The sequence below is a fragment of the Microbacterium sp. UBA7513 genome (genome assembly GCF_002478345.1).
Taxonomy (GTDB): Bacteria; Actinomycetota; Actinomycetes; order Actinomycetales; family Microbacteriaceae; genus Microbacterium.
This window is the reverse complement of sequence record NZ_DLNJ01000010.1, coordinates 1-17,098: the sequence shown is the minus strand read 5'-3', so window position 1 is coordinate 17,098 and position 17,098 is coordinate 1. Positions and strand designations below refer to the sequence as shown.

General features: G+C 71.1%; 23 protein-coding genes. 13 read left to right on the top strand and 10 right to left on the bottom strand.

Annotated features, from left to right (window positions below; all coding sequences use genetic code 11):
* Nucleotides 1-3: 3 nt before the first annotated feature.
* A complete protein-coding gene (locus B2W79_RS05185) occupies nucleotides 4-1,065 on the bottom strand; it encodes a LacI family DNA-binding transcriptional regulator (protein WP_292787639.1) in 1,062 nt (353 codons plus the stop codon).
* 60 nt (nucleotides 1,066-1,125) lie between these two features.
* Between B2W79_RS05185 and B2W79_RS05180 the strand changes: the two genes are divergently transcribed.
* Together B2W79_RS05180 and B2W79_RS05175 are read left to right on the top strand one after the other, a co-directional pair.
* Complete coding sequence (locus tag B2W79_RS05180) at nucleotides 1,126-2,364, top strand: MFS transporter (protein ID WP_292787638.1); 1,239 nt, start codon at nucleotides 1,126-1,128, stop codon at nucleotides 2,362-2,364.
* 414 nt (nucleotides 2,365-2,778) lie between these two features.
* Nucleotides 2,779-3,138: a hypothetical protein gene (locus tag B2W79_RS05175; protein ID WP_292787636.1), complete on the top strand. Its 360-nt coding sequence runs from the start codon at nucleotides 2,779-2,781 to the stop codon at nucleotides 3,136-3,138.
* 15 nt (nucleotides 3,139-3,153) lie between these two features.
* Here the strand turns inward: B2W79_RS05175 and B2W79_RS05170 are convergent, their stop codons facing one another.
* Together B2W79_RS05170 and B2W79_RS05165 are read right to left on the bottom strand one after the other, a co-directional pair.
* Nucleotides 3,154-3,798 carry a response regulator gene (locus B2W79_RS05170; protein ID WP_071328014.1) on the bottom strand — a complete coding sequence of 215 codons (645 nt, stop codon included), beginning with the start codon at nucleotides 3,796-3,798 and terminating at the stop codon, nucleotides 3,154-3,156.
* Complete coding sequence (locus B2W79_RS05165) at nucleotides 3,795-4,991, bottom strand: sensor histidine kinase (protein ID WP_071328015.1); 1,197 nt, start codon at nucleotides 4,989-4,991, stop codon at nucleotides 3,795-3,797. Before B2W79_RS05165 ends, B2W79_RS05170 begins: the two co-directional genes overlap by 4 nt.
* A 115-nt stretch (nucleotides 4,992-5,106) precedes the next feature.
* Between B2W79_RS05165 and B2W79_RS05160 the strand changes: the two genes are divergently transcribed.
* The gene (locus B2W79_RS05160; RefSeq protein WP_292787632.1) at nucleotides 5,107-5,925 is read left to right on the top strand and encodes a GAP family protein; all 819 of its coding nucleotides are present in this window, start codon (nucleotides 5,107-5,109) and stop codon (nucleotides 5,923-5,925) included.
* Between the two features lie 35 nt (nucleotides 5,926-5,960).
* Nucleotides 5,961-6,656 (top strand): endonuclease NucS, encoded by a 696-nt coding sequence (gene nucS / locus B2W79_RS05155; RefSeq protein WP_060923428.1) that lies wholly within the window; start codon nucleotides 5,961-5,963, stop codon nucleotides 6,654-6,656.
* A 2-nt stretch (nucleotides 6,657-6,658) separates the two neighbouring features.
* On the opposite strand, the gene B2W79_RS05150 is transcribed toward nucS, so the two are convergent.
* The gene (locus B2W79_RS05150; protein WP_071328017.1) at nucleotides 6,659-6,874 is read right to left on the bottom strand and encodes a hypothetical protein; all 216 of its coding nucleotides are present in this window, start codon (nucleotides 6,872-6,874) and stop codon (nucleotides 6,659-6,661) included.
* Nucleotides 6,875-7,018: 144 nt separating this feature from the next.
* Between B2W79_RS05150 and B2W79_RS05145 the strand changes: the two genes are divergently transcribed.
* Entirely contained in the window at nucleotides 7,019-7,684 is a 666-nt protein-coding gene (locus B2W79_RS05145) for an HAD hydrolase-like protein (protein WP_060923430.1), read from the top strand.
* A gap of 92 nt (nucleotides 7,685-7,776) precedes the next feature.
* Here the strand turns inward: B2W79_RS05145 and B2W79_RS05140 are convergent, their stop codons facing one another.
* Nucleotides 7,777-7,983 carry a cold-shock protein gene (locus B2W79_RS05140; protein WP_017203899.1) on the bottom strand — a complete coding sequence of 69 codons (207 nt, stop codon included), beginning with the start codon at nucleotides 7,981-7,983 and terminating at the stop codon, nucleotides 7,777-7,779.
* Between the two features lie 481 nt (nucleotides 7,984-8,464).
* Here B2W79_RS05140 and B2W79_RS05135 point away from each other — a divergent pair, with 481 nt between their 5' ends.
* On the top strand, nucleotides 8,465-9,286 hold the full coding sequence (locus tag B2W79_RS05135; protein ID WP_256209373.1) for a shikimate 5-dehydrogenase: 822 nt from the start codon (nucleotides 8,465-8,467) through the stop codon (nucleotides 9,284-9,286).
* A 15-nt stretch (nucleotides 9,287-9,301) separates the two neighbouring features.
* On the opposite strand, the gene B2W79_RS05130 is transcribed toward B2W79_RS05135, so the two are convergent.
* Nucleotides 9,302-9,739: an SRPBCC family protein gene (locus B2W79_RS05130; protein WP_292787628.1), complete on the bottom strand. Its 438-nt coding sequence runs from the start codon at nucleotides 9,737-9,739 to the stop codon at nucleotides 9,302-9,304.
* Between the two features lie 149 nt (nucleotides 9,740-9,888).
* On the opposite strand from B2W79_RS05130, the gene B2W79_RS05125 reads away from it, so the two are divergent.
* The 3 genes from B2W79_RS05125 (at nucleotide 9,889) to B2W79_RS05115 (ending at nucleotide 12,603) form a co-directional block, all read left to right on the top strand.
* Nucleotides 9,889-11,217: a cytochrome P450 gene (locus B2W79_RS05125; RefSeq protein ID WP_292787626.1), complete on the top strand. Its 1,329-nt coding sequence runs from the start codon at nucleotides 9,889-9,891 to the stop codon at nucleotides 11,215-11,217.
* 163 nt (nucleotides 11,218-11,380) lie between these two features.
* Complete coding sequence (locus tag B2W79_RS05120; RefSeq protein ID WP_071328019.1) at nucleotides 11,381-11,626, top strand: hypothetical protein; 246 nt, start codon at nucleotides 11,381-11,383, stop codon at nucleotides 11,624-11,626.
* Nucleotides 11,623-12,603 carry an SRPBCC family protein gene (locus B2W79_RS05115; protein WP_071328020.1) on the top strand — a complete coding sequence of 327 codons (981 nt, stop codon included), beginning with the start codon at nucleotides 11,623-11,625 and terminating at the stop codon, nucleotides 12,601-12,603. Before B2W79_RS05120 ends, B2W79_RS05115 begins: the two co-directional genes overlap by 4 nt.
* 8 nt (nucleotides 12,604-12,611) lie before the next feature.
* On the opposite strand, the gene B2W79_RS05110 is transcribed toward B2W79_RS05115, so the two are convergent.
* Entirely contained in the window at nucleotides 12,612-12,926 is a 315-nt protein-coding gene (locus B2W79_RS05110; protein WP_292787623.1) for a hypothetical protein, read from the bottom strand.
* Nucleotides 12,927-13,063: 137 nt separating this feature from the next.
* Nucleotides 13,064-13,198 (bottom strand): hypothetical protein, encoded by a 135-nt coding sequence (locus tag B2W79_RS05105; protein ID WP_256209374.1) that lies wholly within the window; start codon nucleotides 13,196-13,198, stop codon nucleotides 13,064-13,066.
* 356 nt (nucleotides 13,199-13,554) lie between these two features.
* Between B2W79_RS05105 and B2W79_RS05100 the strand changes: the two genes are divergently transcribed.
* Genes B2W79_RS05100 through B2W79_RS05085 form a run of 4 tightly spaced genes read left to right on the top strand, consistent with a single transcriptional unit; the run spans nucleotide 13,555 to nucleotide 15,433 of the window.
* Nucleotides 13,555-13,821: a hypothetical protein gene (locus B2W79_RS05100; protein WP_071328022.1), complete on the top strand. Its 267-nt coding sequence runs from the start codon at nucleotides 13,555-13,557 to the stop codon at nucleotides 13,819-13,821.
* A complete protein-coding gene (locus B2W79_RS05095; protein WP_071328023.1) occupies nucleotides 13,818-14,132 on the top strand; it encodes a hypothetical protein in 315 nt (104 codons plus the stop codon). The genes B2W79_RS05100 and B2W79_RS05095 overlap by 4 nt, the downstream gene beginning before the upstream one ends.
* A gap of 27 nt (nucleotides 14,133-14,159) precedes the next feature.
* Nucleotides 14,160-14,633, top strand: a complete 474-nt coding sequence (locus B2W79_RS05090) for a MarR family winged helix-turn-helix transcriptional regulator (protein ID WP_062637668.1) — start codon at nucleotides 14,160-14,162, stop codon at nucleotides 14,631-14,633.
* Nucleotides 14,630-15,433: an SDR family oxidoreductase gene (locus B2W79_RS05085; RefSeq protein ID WP_292787618.1), complete on the top strand. Its 804-nt coding sequence runs from the start codon at nucleotides 14,630-14,632 to the stop codon at nucleotides 15,431-15,433. Before B2W79_RS05090 ends, B2W79_RS05085 begins: the two co-directional genes overlap by 4 nt.
* 10 nt (nucleotides 15,434-15,443) lie before the next feature.
* Here B2W79_RS05085 and B2W79_RS05080 read toward each other — a convergent pair whose 3' ends face one another.
* Together B2W79_RS05080 and B2W79_RS05075 are read right to left on the bottom strand one after the other, a co-directional pair.
* Nucleotides 15,444-16,049 (bottom strand): hypothetical protein, encoded by a 606-nt coding sequence (locus B2W79_RS05080; RefSeq protein ID WP_292787616.1) that lies wholly within the window; start codon nucleotides 16,047-16,049, stop codon nucleotides 15,444-15,446.
* On the bottom strand, nucleotides 16,027-17,098 hold a 1,072-nt coding region (locus tag B2W79_RS05075; RefSeq protein ID WP_292787614.1), incomplete at its 5' end, for a cytochrome b. The genes B2W79_RS05080 and B2W79_RS05075, both read right to left, overlap by 23 nt.

Genomic DNA, 17,098 nt, shown 5'->3' with positions numbered 1-17,098 from the left:
CCGTCAGCGCGACGGGGGCGGCGCGGTCGTCGTGCCGGCGCGGAACACGCAGTGCAGGTCCTGCGTGACGCCGGGCTCCCCGCGGAGCATCCTGGCGACCTGCTCCCCCGCAGCCCTCCCCTTCTCGACCGCCGGCTGCACGCTCGTGGTGAGGGTGAGCTCGCCGAGGCCGTCCAGGGGGATGCCGTCGAACCCGGCGACCGAGAGGTCTTCGGGAACCCGGAGCCCGAGCTCCTCCGCGGCGCGGATCACGCCCACCGCCAGCAGGTCGCTCTGCGCGAGCACGGCGGTCGGGCGCGTAGCGGAGTCGGCGAGCAGCATCCGCCCGACGAGGATGCCCTCGTCGATCAGGCTGCCGGACGCCGAGATCGCCGGAGCATCGGGGAACACCTCCCGCATGCCGGCGAGCCGATCGACCGTCACATCGACGGTGGCGTTCGCCAGACGCTCCGGTGTGATGAGGGTGCGCTCGCGTTCGGCGTCCAGCGACAGTGTGACGAGGGCGACGTCCCGATGCCCGAGGTCGCGCACGTGCCGCGCGATGTCGGCGGAGGCCGCGACGTTGTCCAGGGTGATGCGCGGGACGTCGAGCCCCGCGTCCCCCTCGATGACGACGACGGGGAGACCGCGTCCGAGCACGATCTCCAGGGACGCGCGGGTGCGTCCGGAGCATCCGATCAGCACGACGGCGTCGACGGGGGCGCTCGCGATGGCCGAGCCATCCTCGCCCGGCTCGTCGCGCATGAGGAGGATCCCGGCGCTGAGATCGGCGAGCCCGTCGGTGAGGCCGTCCATCATCGCGGTTGTCACCGGGTCGAGGAAGGCCGCGCGCAGATGCCCCTCCAGGACCACCGCCACGATGCCGCTCCGTCCGCGACGGAGGGAGGCGGCGCGCGGATCGGGCCCCGTGTAGCCGAGGTCGGTCGCGGCGGCGAGCACCCGGTCCCTGGTGGCGGGCGCGACCTTGGCCTTGCCGCTGAAGACGACGGACGCGGTCGAGGTGGAGACCCCCGCCTCGCGAGCCACATCGGCGATCGTGGGCCGGCGTGGCGTCTCCCTGGTCATACTCCGAGGATAGCCCGGTTCGGTCACGCAGGGTCGAATCGATTCGATAGGCTGTTCGCCATGGACACCGCCCTCACCCGCTCGCAGTTCGTGCGCTGGCGCACCGCGATCTTCGCCATCTTCCTCGCCAGCGGCCTCTCGATCGCGACCTGGGCCTCCCGCGTGCCGGGGATCAAGGAAGCGCTCGACCTCGACAACGCGCAGGTCGGCCTGATCCTCCTGGGCATGGGCGTCGCGTCCATCCTCGGCATCTCGACCAGCCCCGCCGTCATGGCGCGGACCGGTGCGCGGCGCGGCATGCTCCTGGCGATGCTCACGTTCGCCTCGGGCATCGCGCTCGTCGGCCTCGGCGCGACCGTCTTCGGGTCGGTGCCCGTGGTCCTCATCGGCATGGTGCTCTTCGGCTTCGGCAACGGCTGCGTCGACGTCATGATGAACGTCGAGGCCACCGCCATCGAACAGCAGATGGGCCGCACGATCCTGCCGGTGTTCCACGCGTTCTTCAGCTTCGGCACCGTGCTCGGCGCCGGCATCGGCGCCCTCGCCGCGTCCCTCCAGGTCGACGTCGGCACGCACGCGGTGTCGATGGGCGTCCTCATCGCCGTGATCGCCGTCGTCTGCTTCTTCCAGGTGCCCGTGCGCGAGGCCGCGCTCGACCCCGAGGATCACGAGAAGCCCCCGTTCCGCCAGCGCATGCACACCGCGCTCGAGGCCTGGCGCGAGCCGCGCACGTACCTGCTGGGAACCGTCATGCTGGGCATGTCCTTCGCGGAGGGCGGCGCCAACGACTGGATCGCCCTGGGCACCGAGCAGGGACACGGCTTCGCGGAAGGCACAGGCGCCGTCGCCCTGGCGGTGTTCTCCGTCGGCATGACGGTGGTGCGCCTCTTCGGCGGACCGCTGGTCGATCGCTTCGGCCGGGTGCTGGTGCTGCGCATCCTGGCCGCGACCGCCGCCACCGGGATCCTGCTGTTCATCCTCGCGCCCACGCTGCCGCTGGTCCTCGTCGGCGCGGCGCTGTGGGGCATCGGTGCGTCGCTCGGCTTCCCCCTCGGCATGTCGGCCGCCGCGGACGACCCGGCCAAGGCCGCCGCACGGGTGAGCGCGGCGGCGACCATCGGCTACGTGGCGTTCCTCGGCGGCCCGCCGGTGCTCGGGGTCATCAGCGAGCACATCGGACTGCTCAACACGCTCTTCATCCTCGTCGCGCTCGTCGTGCTCTCGGGGCTGTTCTCCGGCGCCGCCCGACCGCTCCGCGCGGAGGAGAAGGCTCCGGCGGTTCCGACCGTCGAGGGCTGACTCAGTCCTCGACCCCGCGGACGAGCGCGGCCGGGTGCGACCGGCTGCGCGCGCCGAGCGTGTCCGCCTTGGGGCCGGACTCCAGTTCTCTGGATGCTTCATATCGGTGACGAAGCGCGTCCTTTCAGGGGTTCAAGAGGCTGTCCCCCGAATGGTGGACAGACAGTGACTCTGGCGGCTGCTTACCGTGGCTCCGCGTCAGCCTTCGGCATTGGCGCCAGAAGGGAATGAGATGTTGCGAAGGAAGCTGAGGATCGTCGGCGCTGTCACGGCGGTTGCTGCGCTTACGGTGACGATGGTTTCACCGGCCAATGCGGCGGATGGCTCAGTCGACCACGCCGAAGTGGTGGCTGCGACGATCGAAGCCGCTGCGCCGACAACGGAGTTGTCCAGCCCGGGAACGGAGAACCGCTGATGGTGAACGAACCGATCATCTACCTCCTCACCGTGCTTCTCGGAGCGAGCGTGGGTATCAGTTTCGCGTCGACCGCGGTCGGACCGTTTCGCTGGCTGGGTCGGGTGGCGGGGCTCCTGGTCCTGGGCGTTGTCGTCGTCGCTGGCCTCATCATCGGCGCGCAGGCTGTGTGGATCGGGCCCCTCTTCCTGCTCGCGCTGTTCGTTACGAACGTGATGGTAGGGGCTTCCCTACGCCGAGACGACCCCGTGTTCCTAGCCCAGTCGTACTGGCGGCGTGTCCTGCTTGTGAGCAGGGGCTACAAGAGCGAGCCGAGCGCCGCTGTGGGAGAACCGGACCGTTCCAACGCTCAGATCTAAGCGGCCAGCGCTGACTCAGTCCTCGACCCCGCGGACGAGCGCGGCCGCGTGCGACCGGCTGCGCGCGCCGAGCTTGGTGAGGACGTTCGAGACGTGCGTCTTCACCGTCGGGACGGAGATCCGCAGGCGCGCGGCGAGCTGGGCGTTCGACCACCCCTGCAGGATCCCGTCGAGGACGTCGCGCTCCCGGGGCGTCAGCTCCGGCAGCGCGAACGTCGTCATCGGCGCCGGCTCCGGGGTGGACGCCGCCACCGCGGCGAGCGCGCGGCGGGTGACCCGCGGATCCAGCGCTCCCTCTCCGGCGGCGACAGCACGCACCGCCTGGACGAGAGTCGGCGCGTCGACCGTCTTCAGGAGGAATCCGACCGCTCCCGCCCGGATCGCCGCGAGCACGAGCTCGTCCTCGTCGAAGCTCGTCAGGACAAGCACATCCCCCAGTCCGCGCTCGACGATCTCGCGGGTGGCCGAGACCCCGTCGCGTCCCGGCATGCGCAGATCCATGAGGACGACATCCGGCCGGAGCGCTGCGGCGTTGCGCACGGCCACCTCGCCGTCGGCGGCCTCCCCGACGACCGTGATGTCGTGCGTGTCCAGCATGATGCGCAGGCCGGCGCGGATCGCGCCGTGGTCGTCGGCGAGCAGCACGGTCGGTGCGGTCATGCCCGGCCCCCCACCGGCAGTCGCGCCTCGACCAGCCAGCCGTCGACCTCCGGACCGGCCCGGAACGTCCCGCCCAGCGCGGTGATGCGCTCGCGCAGCATCTGCAGCCCCCACCCCTCGCCGCCTTGCCCGGCGGTGACGGTCGCCGCGCCGCCCCGCGACCGCACCGTAACGTGCGCCTGACCGTCGACAGGGCCGATGGCCACGTCGACCACGGCGCCGTTCGCATGGCGGACGCAGTTCCCCAACGCTTCACGCACCACCCGCACAACCGCCTGCTCTCCGCCGCCGCCGAGCGCACCCGGATCCTCGACGGCGAGGCGCACGTCCAAGCCCGAGCGTCGGGCCTCCGCGGCGAGGCCCTCGAGGTCGGCCCATCCCGGGGTCGGCGCGAGCGCCCCGTCGCCGCGGCGCAGCACCCCGATCATGGTGCGCAGGGCTCCGTGCGCGTCCAGCCCGGCATCGCGCACGGCCTGCAGCGCGGCGCGATCGTCCGACCGTGCCGCGGGCGCGGCGAGCGCCGCCTCCGCCCGGATGGCCATGGCCATCACGTGCCCCGCCACCACATCGTGGAGTTCGCGCGCCATCGCCTCGCGCTCGCGCTGCACGGCCTGCGCCCGATCTCGGGCGGCGGTCGCTGCGGCGTCCTCCGCCCGCTGACGGTGCAGGTCGGCCAGCTCGTGCGCCTGCGACACCGCGACCGCCCACCAGTAGTCCGTACCGAAGATCGCGCCGAACTGCACCGCGAACAGCACCGCGACCGCGGGCGTCGCCGCCGAGAAGAGCAGGGCGGCGAGGAAGAGGACGACGGTCGCCGCGCCCAGGAGCACGAGCAGCACGCGGCGCCCGCGTGGGCCGGCGAGGAAGGCCGCCGTCCACAGCACGTCCAGCAGCACCACGAGCGTCCCGACGCCGCCGACCGTGAGCAGGTCCGCGACGAAGAGCACGGCGACGAGGGCGAGCACTGTCCACGGACGACGGCGCTTGCCGAGGGCCAGAGCGCAGGCCGGGATCGCGAGGACCAGCGCCCACCACGGCGAGACGTCTTCCGACAGCAGGGAGAAGGGCCCCCAGAGGCCGTGGAACCCGAGAGCGGCCATGACCGTCGCGAGGGCGGCCATGGCCAACGGGTCCACCCACCACCGATGCCGCCGGTACCAGGCGGCGGGCCCTCCGTCGGCGGGATCGTGCATGCCCTCATGCAACCACGGCCCGGACGGTGTCGCATCCGACCAAAGGATGAGGGCATCCGGACGACCCCGACTTTCGCCCGATCCGCGCTCGGCGTGCCGCGGGGATCGTGGACGCATGGAACTCTTCGGCGGGCTGCCGCTGCCCCTCTCCCTCGCCGTGCTCGCGCTCATCGACGGTCTGAGCGTCGGGACGCTGCTCATCCCGGTCTTCCTCCTCCTGCACCCCGGACGCGTGCGCGCCGGGCGGATCCTCCTCTACCTCGCGACGATCGCGGTGTTCTATCTCGTGGTCGGCCTCCTCTTCCTCTGGGGCCTGGTGAACCTCGTCGACGTCGCCTCCGCCTTCCTGAGCTCTCCCGCGGGCATGATCACCCGCCTCGTCGTCGGCACCGCGCTGCTCGTCACCGCCTTCGTGATGCCGACGAAGCCTGCGGAACCGGCGCCGGTCGGAGCGCCCGCGGCCACCGTGGCGACCGTCCACGGCGTGCCGGGCAGCGAACCGCCCATTCCCTCGACCGCCACCGCGACGAACGCTCCGCGTCCCGGTCGGATCACTCGATGGCGGGAACGCCTGCTCGACCCGCAGACCCGGGGGTTCGCGGTCATGGCCGTCGCCATCGCCGCCGGACTCGTGGAGGTCGCGACGATGCTCCCCTACATCGTCGCGATGACGATGCTCGCGGACGCCGGCGTCGACACGCCGCTCCGGGTGCTCTCCCTCGCGGGCTACTGCGCGCTGATGATCCTCCCAGCGCTCGTGCTCCTCGTGCTCCGGCTCGTGGCGGCCCCCCTCGTGCAGCGTCCGCTGGAGCGCTTCGCCGCCTGGATGGAGCGGACGGGCGCGGAGAACACGGCGTGGATCATCGGCATCATCGGCTTCCTCATCGCCCGCTCCGCCGCGACCGAGCTCGGACTCTTCGACGCGTTCCTCTGACCGCGTGACCGGCGACGACGAAGTAGGCTCGTCGGGTGCGTCTCGTCATCGCCCGCTGCTCGGTCGACTACACCGGTCGGCTCAATGCCCATCTTCCCCTCGCCACCCGCCTGCTCGTGCACAAGGGTGACGGGAGTCTGCTCGTGCACTCCGACGGCGGCAGCTACAAGCCGCTGAACTGGATGAGCCCGCCGTGCGTGCTCGCGACCGAGGAACCGGGCGAGGAGGAGGCCGGCGCCGGCGTGGTCGAGGTGTGGCGCGTGACCCACAAGAAGACCGGCGATGCCCTCCGTGTGCAGATCTACGAGGTCATCCACGACTCCAGCCACGAGCTCGGGATCGACCCCGGCCTGCAGAAGGACGGTGTCGAGGCCGACCTGCAGCGCCTGCTCGCGGAGCAGGTGGACCGCGTCGCCGAGGGCGCCACCCTGGTCCGTCGCGAGTACCCCACGGCCATCGGCCCGGTCGACCTGCTGGTGCGCGACGCCGACGGCGTGGCGATCGCGGTCGAGGTCAAGCGGCGCGGCGACATCGACGGCGTCGAGCAGCTCACCCGCTACCTCGAGCTCCTGGGACGCGACCCCCACCTCGCCCCGGTGCAGGGCGTGTTCGCCGCCCAGGAGATCAAGCCGCAGGCCCGCGTCCTCGCCGAGGATCGCGGCATCCGCTGCCTCGTGCTCGACTACGACGACATGAAGGGCATCGAGTCGGGCATCCCCCGCCTCTTCTGACCTCAGCGCGTCGAGACCAGGCGGCGCTGCGGCCCCTCCAGCCGCGCGATCGCGATCTTCACCTCGGTGAGCTCGTGCTCGATCCGGTCGAACTGCGCGTCCACCGCGGCGAACCGCGTGTCCATCCGACCGATCATCCAGCCGAATCCGCTGATGATCGCGACGAGAGTCGTCGCGGCCGTCGCCAGCATCGTGATGACTTCCACCGACACGTACATGCCCCCATTCTCACCCGTGATCCCGCCGCTGTCACGACTCTAGATCGGCGTGAAGGGCCTTCCCGCGTTCGGTGGACGAACTCGTTTCGTGCACACCTGTGCAGGACGGGCGGGCACCCGTTCGCGGGACCCTAGGCTGGAGGCATGCCCTCTTCGCCTTACTCGTGTGTGCTCTGGGACGTCGACGGGACCATCGTCGACGCCTCGGTCGGAATCCTGCGTCGCCTCAACATCGCCCTGACGCACTTCGGCCACCCGGCGCCGACCCGCGAGGAGCTCGTGCACTGGATCGGCCCTCCCATGTTCCAGTCCTTCCAGGACCAGGCAGGGATGACGCCGGAGCAGTCGGCCGAGGCGGTGGCGTTCTACCGCACCCTCGGCAAGGCCGACGGGTACACGACCGACGTGCAGACCTACCCCGGGGTCGCCGAGCTGATCCATGACCTTCACGCGGCGGGCGTCCCCCAGGCGACGGCGAGCTCGAAGCCGGAGAATCAGGTCGACGCCCTGGTGGATCACTTCGGACTCCGGCCGTCGTTCCTCACGACCGTGGGCGCCACGCCGGACGAGGCCACGCTCGCGTCCAAGACCGACATCGTGGCCGAGGCGCTGCGACGGCTGCGCGCGCTCGGTGCCGACACCTCCCGCCCGGTCCTCGTGGGCGACCGGCACCACGACGTCGAGGGCGGTCTCGCCAACGGCGTACCCGTGATCTTCGTCGGCTGGGGCTTCAGCGACCCGCACGAGGGTGACGACGCGGCGTTCCGCGTCACGACGGTGGACGAGCTGCGCGCACTCCTGCTTCCCTGACCGGCTCCAGGGCCGTCAGGGAAGACGAAACTCCCCGCCGGGTCAGCGCCTGCGCGTGGATCCGACGGGGAGTTCCCGGTGTTGCTTCCGCCTCAGACGGGGCGGATGTTCTCTGCCTGCAGGCCCTTGGGGCCCTGCGCCACATCGAACTCGACCCGCTGGTTCTCTTCGAGAGAGCGGTAGCCGGATGACTGGATGGCGGAGTAGTGCGCGAAGACGTCAGCGCCTCCGTCGTCGGGGGAGATGAAGCCGAAGCCCTTCTCCGAGTTGAACCACTTGACCGTGCCCTGGGTGCTCATGTACTGCCTGTTCTGCTGATGTAGAAGCCGACGCAGGGGTGCACCGACATCGCTAACGCTAGTGGAGGGGACCCCCGGCGGAATAGCCGTTGCGAGAAGGTAATCCAAATGTTGCATGAGCGGATGCGCCCGGAAAATGGTGTGGCCCTCACCGCGGGGGGAGCGATGAGGGCCGAAGACGACCGGAGGGTGCGTCAGAAACAGCCTAACCCCTCCGGGACCTTCTTGTCCCCCTTTTGGGGGACAAATCTGAAAAAACTTCGTAGCGAGTAGCCGGAGAGCGGCCCTCTCGAGGAGTCCATTGGGGACTGAACTACTCGAGAGGGCCCAATCGCATGCACGGATCGTCCGGCCCGTGGGGAGGGCCTCCGCCTCCTGGGGAGAGGCGTAGACGATCGATCCCCTTGCATGCACTTTCACCATAGGGGAGGACATGATCTGCCGCCATGGACCTTGACAGATGCGGCGGTAGCCTGATTCGGTGACCCTGCTGAACAAGGACATGACGCTCTGCATCTCGCTGTCCGCACGACCGAGCAACAACGGCACGCGCTTCCACAACCACCTGTACGAGGCCCTCGGTCTGAACTGGATCTACAAGGCCTTCGCCCCGACCGACCTCACCCAGGCCATCGCGGGAGTACGCGGCCTCGGCATCCGCGGGTGTGCGATCTCGATGCCCTATAAAGAGGACGTCATCGCTCTCGTCGACCGCATGGACCCCTCGGCGCAGGCCATCGACTCCGTGAACACGATCGTGAACGACGACGGCGTGCTCACGGCCCACAACACCGACTATGCGGCGATCGCGCAGCTGATCGCGGAGAACGACCTGGACCCCGCGTCCTCCGTCCTCCTCCGGGGTTCGGGCGGCATGGCGAAGGCCACGGCAGCCGCGTTCCGCGACGCCGGCTTCACGGACGTGACGATCGTCGCCCGGAACGAGACGGCCGGCCGCGCCCTCGCCGAGCTGTACGGGTTCGCCTGGCGCGCGGATGCCGGAGACGCGACGGCCGACGTGATCGTGAACGTCACCCCCATCGGCATGGCCGGGGGTGCGGAGGCCGACGCCCTCGCCTTCCCGGAGCCGACCATCGCCGCCGCCGCCGTCGTATTCGACGTCGTCGCCCTGCCCGCCGAGACACCGCTCATCGCCGCCGGTCGAGCCGCGGGCAAGACCGTGATCACGGGCGCCGAGGTCGCGACGCGGCAGGCGCTGGAGCAGTTCGTCCTCTACACCGGCATCCGTCCGTCCGCGGAGCAGGTGCGCGCCGCCGAGGAGTTCATGCGCGCCGGAGCGTGACGCGCTGAACGCGTGTCAGGACGCGCGGCCCTCGGCGAGGTAGCCGAGCCGGTGCAGCGTCTCCGCGTTCCGCCAGCGGAGCATCGGCGTGGTCAGGAACCGGGGCAGGACCGTCGCCGGGCCCTTGACCGGCTCCTCATCGATGCGCACCTGGCACCCCGTCGGGGTCGTGCGCGCACGGATCGTCACCTGCGCCTCGCCCACCGGCCAGCCGCGCGCCCGCATCACCGCGCGGTGCGGCGGGTGCCACTCCACCAGCTCGGTCGTGTCGTCCAGGAGTGCGGGCCAGGTACCGACCGAATGGTGCAGCTGGGCGCCCGCCGCCGGCCAGGAGTCGTCGACATCGCGCATGCGAGAGGCGCCGACCACCCACGCGGGGTACAGCCAGCCGTTCGCCAGCACGCGGAACACGTCATGGGTGCTGCACGTCAGGTCGCGGGTGTTGGTGGCCATGGTTCCTCCGTTCCGGTCCCATCCTGCGCGATCCGCACGACGGTCGGACAGGTGCTTGACATCGGCCTGCCCGACCGCCCGGCTAGCACAAACGCCTTGAGGACGCCGCCCCCTTGGGGCCCGTCGAGCTCCCGTGACAGGGTCGGACCATGCTTCAGCGACTGACTTCCCGACTGTCCGGCGGTGTCGACGCGATCCTGCACGAGGACTCGCCGTCACTGCTCACCCGGGGCTATGACTTCGGCGAGCGCATCTGGCGCCGAGCCCGCCCCGGCGCCCGGTCGGCTCCGATGCGCCTGCTCGGGCACCCGGCCGCGTTCGTCCGCGGCGCCGAGGGCGTCGAGCTGTTCTACGACGAGAGCCGCATCGCCCGTGCCGGCGCCATGCCGGGGATCGTCCGCGAACCGCTGTTCGGGCACGGGTCGGTGCACGCGCTCGACGGCACCGCTCACCGCCACCGCAAGGCGACCTTCGTCGAGGCGGCGTACGAGGATGCGCAGGTCGAGCGGCTCACGCCGTTCCTCGAACGGGAATGGGCGGCCGAGCGCGAGGACTGGCGCGCCGGCGGCACCCGCAGCGCCTATGACGCGGCCGTCGGCGCGTTCGGGCGCGCGATGATGCGCTGGGCCGGGCTCCCGGGCACGCCGGCGGCGCAGACCAGCTGGGCCGCGCGCCTCGCGCAGATCGTCGACGGCTTCGGCGCCCCCTACTCCCCCGCCTACGTCGAGGCCTTCGCGAACCGGGTCTTCTCGGACCGGCATGCGCGTCGGCTCATCGAAGCGGTCCGCGAGGGCCGGCTCCCGTCCGCCGAGGGCACGGCGCTCGCGCTGTGGGCCGCGCATCGCGACGAGCACGGCGAGCTGCTGCCTGCCCGGGTCGCCGGGGTCGAGCTGCAGAACAGCATCCGTCCGATGATCGCCGCCGCACGTTTCGTAGCCTTCGCCGCGAAGCAGCTGCACGACCATCCCGAGTGGCGTACCCGGATCGCCGCCGAGACCGCCGAGCGGGGATCGCTCGTGGGGGGAACGCTCGCGACGATGTTCGCGCAGGAGGTGCGGCGGACCGGACTGTTCGTGCCCATGCTGCCTGGTCGCACCATCGCCGAGGTCGAGATCGACGGCGTCACGGTCCCGGTGGGCGGCCGGGTCGTCCTCGACATCCTCGGCACGAACACCGACGAGCGGTCGTGGTCCCACCCGGAGCGCTTCGCCCCCGAGCGGTTCACCGATGTGGAGGACTACGAGGAGATCACGACCTTCGTCCCCCAGGGTGGGGGCGACGTCGCCACCGGTCACCGCTGCCCCGGGGAGAAGCTCGTCATCGCGGGACTCTCCGCCGCTGTCGCCGTCCTGAGCGACCCGGAACTGGCTGTGCTCGACGAGGGGCTCAACGTGAATCGCCGCCGCCTCCCCACCAAGCCCGCGTCCGGAGGACCGGTGCGCGGTGCCGGATCCGGGCGCGGCTGCCCCTTCCACTGAGCCACCGGATCTCACCCACCGGAGCTGTACCGGACGTTCCAGGAGATGAAGGACGGCTGCATCAAGGCCGTACTGCACCCCTCCGCCGCCTGACGGGTCGGTCGAGGGGCTCTTCGAGCAACCCTGGTTGACAATCCGCACGTCAGCAACCTAGGTTGACAGCATGGAGTCCCTCGACATCGCCCGCGCTGCGGCGGACACGACCGACCCGCGCGCCGGCCTGCGCGCCGTCGCCTCCCTCCGGACCCTCGCCGACGCGCTCGAGCTGCGTCAGGTGGAGGCCGCGCTCCGCGCCGGAATGAGTTGGCAGACCATCGCAGACGCTCTCGGCGTGACGCGACAGGCCGTGCACAAGAAGCACAGCCGCCGCATCGATCCGACCATCCCCGTGCCGCGGAGGAACGCATGAGTCGCTTCACGCAGGCCGCCGCCACCATGCACACGCTGTCGCTCGCGGCGATGGAGGAGGCGTCGCGCTTCGGCGTGCATGACGCGGACATCGACCACCTGCTGCTCGCGCTCACGATCGACGCCGACACCGGCGGGCAGGTGCTCCGGCGGGCCGGGATCCGCCTCGATGCCACCCGGGCCGCTGTCGCGGCGCAGCACGCAGGGCAGCTCCTGGCCATGGGGATCGATGCCCCGGCGGTGGGCCCTGGCCGCATCGTGTTCCATGAGACCGACGGCTACGACTGGACCGAGCGTGCCCTCGCGGTACTCCGAGCCGCGTCCCAGGGAGGTCGGCGAGGGGACTCCGCCGCCGTGCTTCGGGCCCTGCTCGCAGAACCCAGCGGCCTGATCGCCGCCATCCTCGCTCGTCTCGCCGTGACGGAAGACGACCTCACGGCGCAGCTCGACGAGGTCGAAGGCACCGCGCGCTCCCCCCAACCGGGCGAAGAGCGGGCGGCCGGGGGGATCACCGGGTCCCGCTCGATGTTCGTGCCGGCCGCGGAAACCGAGGTTCGGGCGGTGCTCGCCGATCCTGAACGGCTCCCGGAATGGGAGCAGAGCGTCGCGACCGTCCTCCCCGCCGGGGACGACGGCCCCTGGGAGGCGTTCGCCCCGACGACGACCCCGGACGGACGACCCCTGCATCGCAAGCCGGAGTTCCATCGCCTTCACGTAACGCAGGAGAAGGAGCGGTCCGGGGCGGTGACCTGGCGCTTCGAGTACCCCGACGCGCCCCAGGCGAATCCGCGCGTCCTCACGATGGCACTCGAACCGGCCGCCGGCGGGACGCAGCTCCGCGCGACGATGACGTGGGAGACCAGGCCCCGCGGTCCGGTGCGGCGGGCACTGCGGGCACCGCTGCTTCCACTGTGGCGCGGCCTCGTCTTCATCCAGCTCGCGCAGGTCGAGAGCGGGATCAGCCGCATCTTCCGGTGAGTGGCGGCTCAGTCGCCTGCGTGCCGCGGACCGACGCCCGGCTCCTTGCTGTGGGTCGACTCGTAGGCGGGTTCGGGCGGGTTCTTCGACGCCGGGTCGACGCGGGCCGCGTTTCCGGCTCCGGCGTCCGCACCGGCGCCACCGGCGGGCACGTCCTGAAGGGCATCGTGGTCGTCGCCGCCCCGTTCGGCGAGGTGTGCCGCGACGCCCTCGCGAGACGGTTCCTCCTCGGACTCGGCGGCGGCGTCCTCCTCCGCGAGCCGCAGAGCCTCCTCCGACAGCAAGGGCTCATCCGGGTACATGAAGGCTTCCGGGTTCGACATCACGCGCTCCTCTCGTGGCGGAGACTCCAGAGTGCGCCGGATCCGCGCTCAGGACAAGGCCCGTTGACAGCTCGCCGTCGCCCCGGTATCCCCGGTGGGCGCAGCGGAGGACCGCCACCCCCACCGGGCCGGAGCCCTCAGCTCTTCGCGCCCTTGCGAGGCTTGAGGAACTCGTCGGGTGCGTTCTTCGCGCGCTTCGCCGCCCGCTTCTCCTTGAGCGAGAGCTGCGGCTCCTTCTTCCCTGCGCGACCCGGTGTGGACTTTCCTGACATGGCGCTTCCCCTTTGTGACTGGCTGGCGTAACCCCCGACCATACCCGGAAGCACAGGGAAGTCAAATTTCCCGCTGAACGGGAGAAAAACGGTCGCGGGAATCGCTCGGAACCCCACGCGTCGGGGTGGACACTCCCGCACTTCTTTTGAATGACTCAAAATAACGTGATACCGTCGGAGGACAGCAACCGGCCAGGCCGACCGCTCCGCACACCCGTCACCGGGCCGCCCGCGGGGCGCGCCGCCGCACCACGCGCACCGACCCCGGGGAGACCACCCCGCCGTCCGGCGTACGCCTCGCGAGGGACCCCGTCCCTCGGCGCGAGCCTGCCCACCCGCCCCGAGAGAGGAACACCATGCCAGAGACACGACCCACCGACCAGCGGAGGACGGGGTTCACCTCGATGCCGCACGCTCTCGGCCGCGGCGGCCGCGAGGATATCGTCTGGGAGGCGCTCGAGCGGGTGGACGGCAAGCCGGCGCCCGCGATCGGCGTCATGCAGGCGGCGATGGGCACGGAGGCCCAGATCCGCCTGACCGCGGACGTGATCCGCGCCTACCTCGATGCGCACGGCCTTCGAGACACCCGGGAGTGGGCTGCGCGCCAGGGCGGTGCCGCATGAGGCGCCGGCTCCGCACGGAGACCCAGGAACACGCCGACGCCGTGCTGCGGCTGCAGCCGGCGGAGCTTCACGACACGGCGCCGTTCGCCCCCGGTGACGACCGCTTCGTCGCCGAGCTCGCCTCCCCCGGCCTGGGCGCGTGCTCATTCGTGCTCGGCCCGCAGGGGACACCTCCGCCCGCGTGGATCGTGCTCGACTACGCCGACGGGCAGCAGCGCCGGTGGCGGCGCGCCCGGCGCGCGGGCGGTCGGCACTTCTTCACGCTCGCGGAGGACACGGCGAGCGCGGGATACATCACGACTGTTGCCTGAGGCAACTTTGAGGCGTACCCTGGACACATGACCACCGGCGAAGACGTCGCCGGCATCCACCTGGCCCTCGTCCGCGTGGTGTCGGAATGGAGTGAGAGCGACCTGCAACGCCAGGTCGCTGAAGCCGTCGACGTCGCCCTCGACCCGTCCGCCATCCGCGCGCTCTACCTGCTCGGGATGAACGGGGGCGCGATGGGCTTCGGCGACCTGGCCGCGCATGCGACGCTGTCGCGGCCGACCACGTCGAAGCTCGTCGCCCGCATGGCGACGCAGGGCGTCGTCGACCCCGTGCGCTCGGGTCGCACCGTCGAGGTTCGACTGACGGACGCGGGCCGGACGGCCTATGCGCGCCTAGTCGAGGCCGGCCATCGCATGGTCGACGATGCGCTCGCGGGCTGGTCACCGGACGAGATCGACGGATTCCGCCGCCAGCTCGGCCGCTTCGTCACCGCACTGTCCGGCACGCCGCCGGTCGTGTCCATCAAGGAGGAAACCTCATGACCCGCACCTATGTCGTCACCGGATCCGCATCCGGCATCGGCGCCGCCACCACCGAGATGCTCCGCTCGCACGGCCACACCGTCATCGGCGTCGACCTCGCCGGGGTCGAGGTCGACGGCGATCTGTCCACCCACGAGGGGCGTCTGGCTGCGGCGAGCGCCGTGGTCGAGGCGGCAGACGACGGGATCGACGCCGTCATCGCCTGCGCCGGCATCTCGGCTCCGATCTCGAAGACGATGTCCATCAACTTCTTCGGCGTGACCGAGTTCCTGACCGCGCTCCAGCCCACGCTGAGCCTGGCCGACGCACCGCGCGCCGCCGTGGTGTCGTCGATGGCCTCGCTGCAGCCGGTGTCGCCCGAGCTCGTCGACGCCGCCCTCGCCGGCGACGAGGCGCGCGCGATCGAGATCGGCGACCGCCTGGCCGCAACCCCCGAGGCCGGGTTCCTCAACTACTCGTCCAGCAAGCGCGCCCTGTCGCGCTGGGTCCGTCGTGAGAGCGTCACCCCGGCGTGGGCGGGCGCGGGCATCCCGCTGAACGCCGTCGCCCCCGGCACCGTCACCACGGCGATGACGGCCGGCCTGCTCGACTCGCCCGAGGGCCTGGCCATGGTGGACGCCGCTGTGCCGATGCCGCTGAACTACCACCAGCCGGCGTCCTCCATCGCCGAGCTGCTCGTCTGGCTGACGAGCCCGGCCAACACCCACATGGCGGGGCAGACGATCTACTGCGACGGCGGGGCAGACGCCGTGCTGCGGGGCGACGACATCTGGTCCTGGAACGACGCACCGCAGAGCTGAGTCCTCCCGGTCAGCCTCGCGGACGCCCCGACGGCGTGCCGCGGAGGAGCGCATACGCGCCGAGGGTGGGCGCCCGCACCGTGCCGTCCTGCCGGAGCGGGTGCTCCTCCCCCTCGGGCACCGCGAGCAGCACGACGTAGCCGAGCTCCTGCGCGGCGGTCCCCCACCCGCGGGGTACGGCGTTCTCCCGCGCCGCCTCGGTGTGCGCGCCCCGCACCCCCGCGAGGTCGCGCACCCGCAGGCGGTCGTCGCCGTCGAACTCCACCGCCACCCGCCCGAGCGGCGTCAGCGGACCGTTCACCGGAGGCTCCAGCACCCGCCATCCGCCGGCCCGCAGTCGGCCGGCATCCCCTCCACCGGACGGCAGCCGCAGCAGCAGACCCGGGGCGGAGCGGTCTCCGTGGGCGAGGAGGACGAACAGGAAGGTCGGCTCCCCCTCCTTCGCCCGCTGCGCCCGAGAGGAACGGCGGACGAGGGCGATCCCGCCGACCACGGCGAGCGCACCTCCGGCCGCGGGAACACCGGCGAGGAGGAATGCGACCACCACGACCGCGAGGCCGGTGGCGACGCCGACCCCGCGGAGCGCCCGGGGGTCAGCGGCCGTGATCCGACCCATGCGTCCGCCCGTCCCCCTCGATCTCGCCGCCCGGCTCGGAGGCCGGCGATCCGTGCCCGGCATCCACCCGCTCGATCTCGGCCTGCGTGAGCGGAGCGAGGCGGTCTTCGAAGAACCAGCGCGACATCGCGGAGCGGAGGTTCTCCGTCCACGGGATGCGTCCCTTCGCATTCGGGCGGACGACCAGCGGCTCGTAGCCGTCGACGTCGATGAGCTTCCAACGGTCGTAGACGTCGACCGGCTGGTGCACCTCGACGAACTCGCCGCCGGGGAGGCGGACGATGCGTCCGGACTCGAAGCCGTGCAGGACGATCTCACGGTCCTTCTTCTGGAGCGCGATGCAGATGCGCTTCGTGACGAAGTAGCCGGTGAGCGGTCCGACGATGAGCAGCGCCTGCAGGGAGTGGATGACCCCTTCCATGGTGAGCATGAAGTGCGTGGCGATGAGGTCGGAGGAAGCCGCCGCCCACAGGACCGCGTAGAAGATGACGCCGGCGACGCCGATCGCGGTGCGGGTGGCCGCGTTGCGCGGACGCTGCGCGATGTGGTGCTCGCGCTTGTCGCCGGTGACCCACGCCTCGATGAACGGGTAGAAGAGCACCGTGAGGATGAAGAGTCCCATCACCGCCACCGGGATGATGATGCCGAAGGACCAGGTGCGATCGAACAGCACGATGTCCCAGTTCGGTGGGGCGAGGCGGAGAGCGCCGTCCGCGAACCCGATGTACCAGTCCGGCTGGGTGCCGGCCGAGATCGGGGACGGGTCATACGGACCGTAGATCCAGAACGGGAGGATCTGGAAGAACGTTCCCAGCACCGCGATCACTCCGAACACCAGGAAGAAGAACCCGCCCATCTTCGCCGCGTACACCGGCATGATCGGGTACCCGACGACGTTCGCGTTGGTGCGGCCGGGGCCGGCGAACTGGGTGTGCTTGTTCACGATCATCAGGAGCATGTGCACCGCGATGAGCGCGATCACCAGCATCGGCAGGATGAGGATGTGCAGCGTGTACAGTCTGCCGATGATGTCGGTGCCGGGGAACTCG

What these genes read in the sequence shown, in the direction of transcription:
- B2W79_RS05110 (WP_292787623.1), bottom strand. Translation starts at nt 12,926, where the DNA reads ATGTCGAACCCGGAAGCCTTCATGTACCCGGATGAGCCCTTGCTGTCG.
- B2W79_RS05085 (WP_292787618.1), top strand. Translation starts at nt 14,630, where the DNA reads ATGACCCGCACCTATGTCGTCACCGGATCCGCATCCGGCATCGGCGCC.
- B2W79_RS05160 (WP_292787632.1), top strand. Translation starts at nt 5,107, where the DNA reads ATGGAACTCTTCGGCGGGCTGCCGCTGCCCCTCTCCCTCGCCGTGCTC.
- B2W79_RS05180 (WP_292787638.1), top strand. Translation starts at nt 1,126, where the DNA reads ATGGACACCGCCCTCACCCGCTCGCAGTTCGTGCGCTGGCGCACCGCG.
- B2W79_RS05120 (WP_071328019.1), top strand. Translation starts at nt 11,381, where the DNA reads ATGGAGTCCCTCGACATCGCCCGCGCTGCGGCGGACACGACCGACCCG.
- B2W79_RS05185 (WP_292787639.1), bottom strand. Translation starts at nt 1,065, where the DNA reads ATGACCAGGGAGACGCCACGCCGGCCCACGATCGCCGATGTGGCTCGC.
- B2W79_RS05150 (WP_071328017.1), bottom strand. Translation starts at nt 6,874, where the DNA reads ATGTACGTGTCGGTGGAAGTCATCACGATGCTGGCGACGGCCGCGACG.
- B2W79_RS05115 (WP_071328020.1), top strand. Translation starts at nt 11,623, where the DNA reads ATGAGTCGCTTCACGCAGGCCGCCGCCACCATGCACACGCTGTCGCTC.
- B2W79_RS05100 (WP_071328022.1), top strand. Translation starts at nt 13,555, where the DNA reads ATGCCAGAGACACGACCCACCGACCAGCGGAGGACGGGGTTCACCTCG.
- B2W79_RS05105 (WP_256209374.1), bottom strand. Translation starts at nt 13,198, where the DNA reads ATGTCAGGAAAGTCCACACCGGGTCGCGCAGGGAAGAAGGAGCCGCAG.
- B2W79_RS05170 (WP_071328014.1), bottom strand. Translation starts at nt 3,798, where the DNA reads ATGACCGCACCGACCGTGCTGCTCGCCGACGACCACGGCGCGATCCGC.
- B2W79_RS05145 (WP_060923430.1), top strand. Translation starts at nt 7,019, where the DNA reads ATGCCCTCTTCGCCTTACTCGTGTGTGCTCTGGGACGTCGACGGGACC.
- B2W79_RS05080 (WP_292787616.1), bottom strand. Translation starts at nt 16,049, where the DNA reads ATGGGTCGGATCACGGCCGCTGACCCCCGGGCGCTCCGCGGGGTCGGC.
- B2W79_RS05175 (WP_292787636.1), top strand. Translation starts at nt 2,779, where the DNA reads ATGGTGAACGAACCGATCATCTACCTCCTCACCGTGCTTCTCGGAGCG.
- B2W79_RS05130 (WP_292787628.1), bottom strand. Translation starts at nt 9,739, where the DNA reads ATGGCCACCAACACCCGCGACCTGACGTGCAGCACCCATGACGTGTTC.
- B2W79_RS05140 (WP_017203899.1), bottom strand. Translation starts at nt 7,983, where the DNA reads ATGAGCACCCAGGGCACGGTCAAGTGGTTCAACTCGGAGAAGGGCTTC.
- B2W79_RS05165 (WP_071328015.1), bottom strand. Translation starts at nt 4,991, where the DNA reads ATGCACGATCCCGCCGACGGAGGGCCCGCCGCCTGGTACCGGCGGCAT.
- B2W79_RS05125 (WP_292787626.1), top strand. Translation starts at nt 9,889, where the DNA reads ATGCTTCAGCGACTGACTTCCCGACTGTCCGGCGGTGTCGACGCGATC.
- B2W79_RS05090 (WP_062637668.1), top strand. Translation starts at nt 14,160, where the DNA reads ATGACCACCGGCGAAGACGTCGCCGGCATCCACCTGGCCCTCGTCCGC.
- B2W79_RS05095 (WP_071328023.1), top strand. Translation starts at nt 13,818, where the DNA reads ATGAGGCGCCGGCTCCGCACGGAGACCCAGGAACACGCCGACGCCGTG.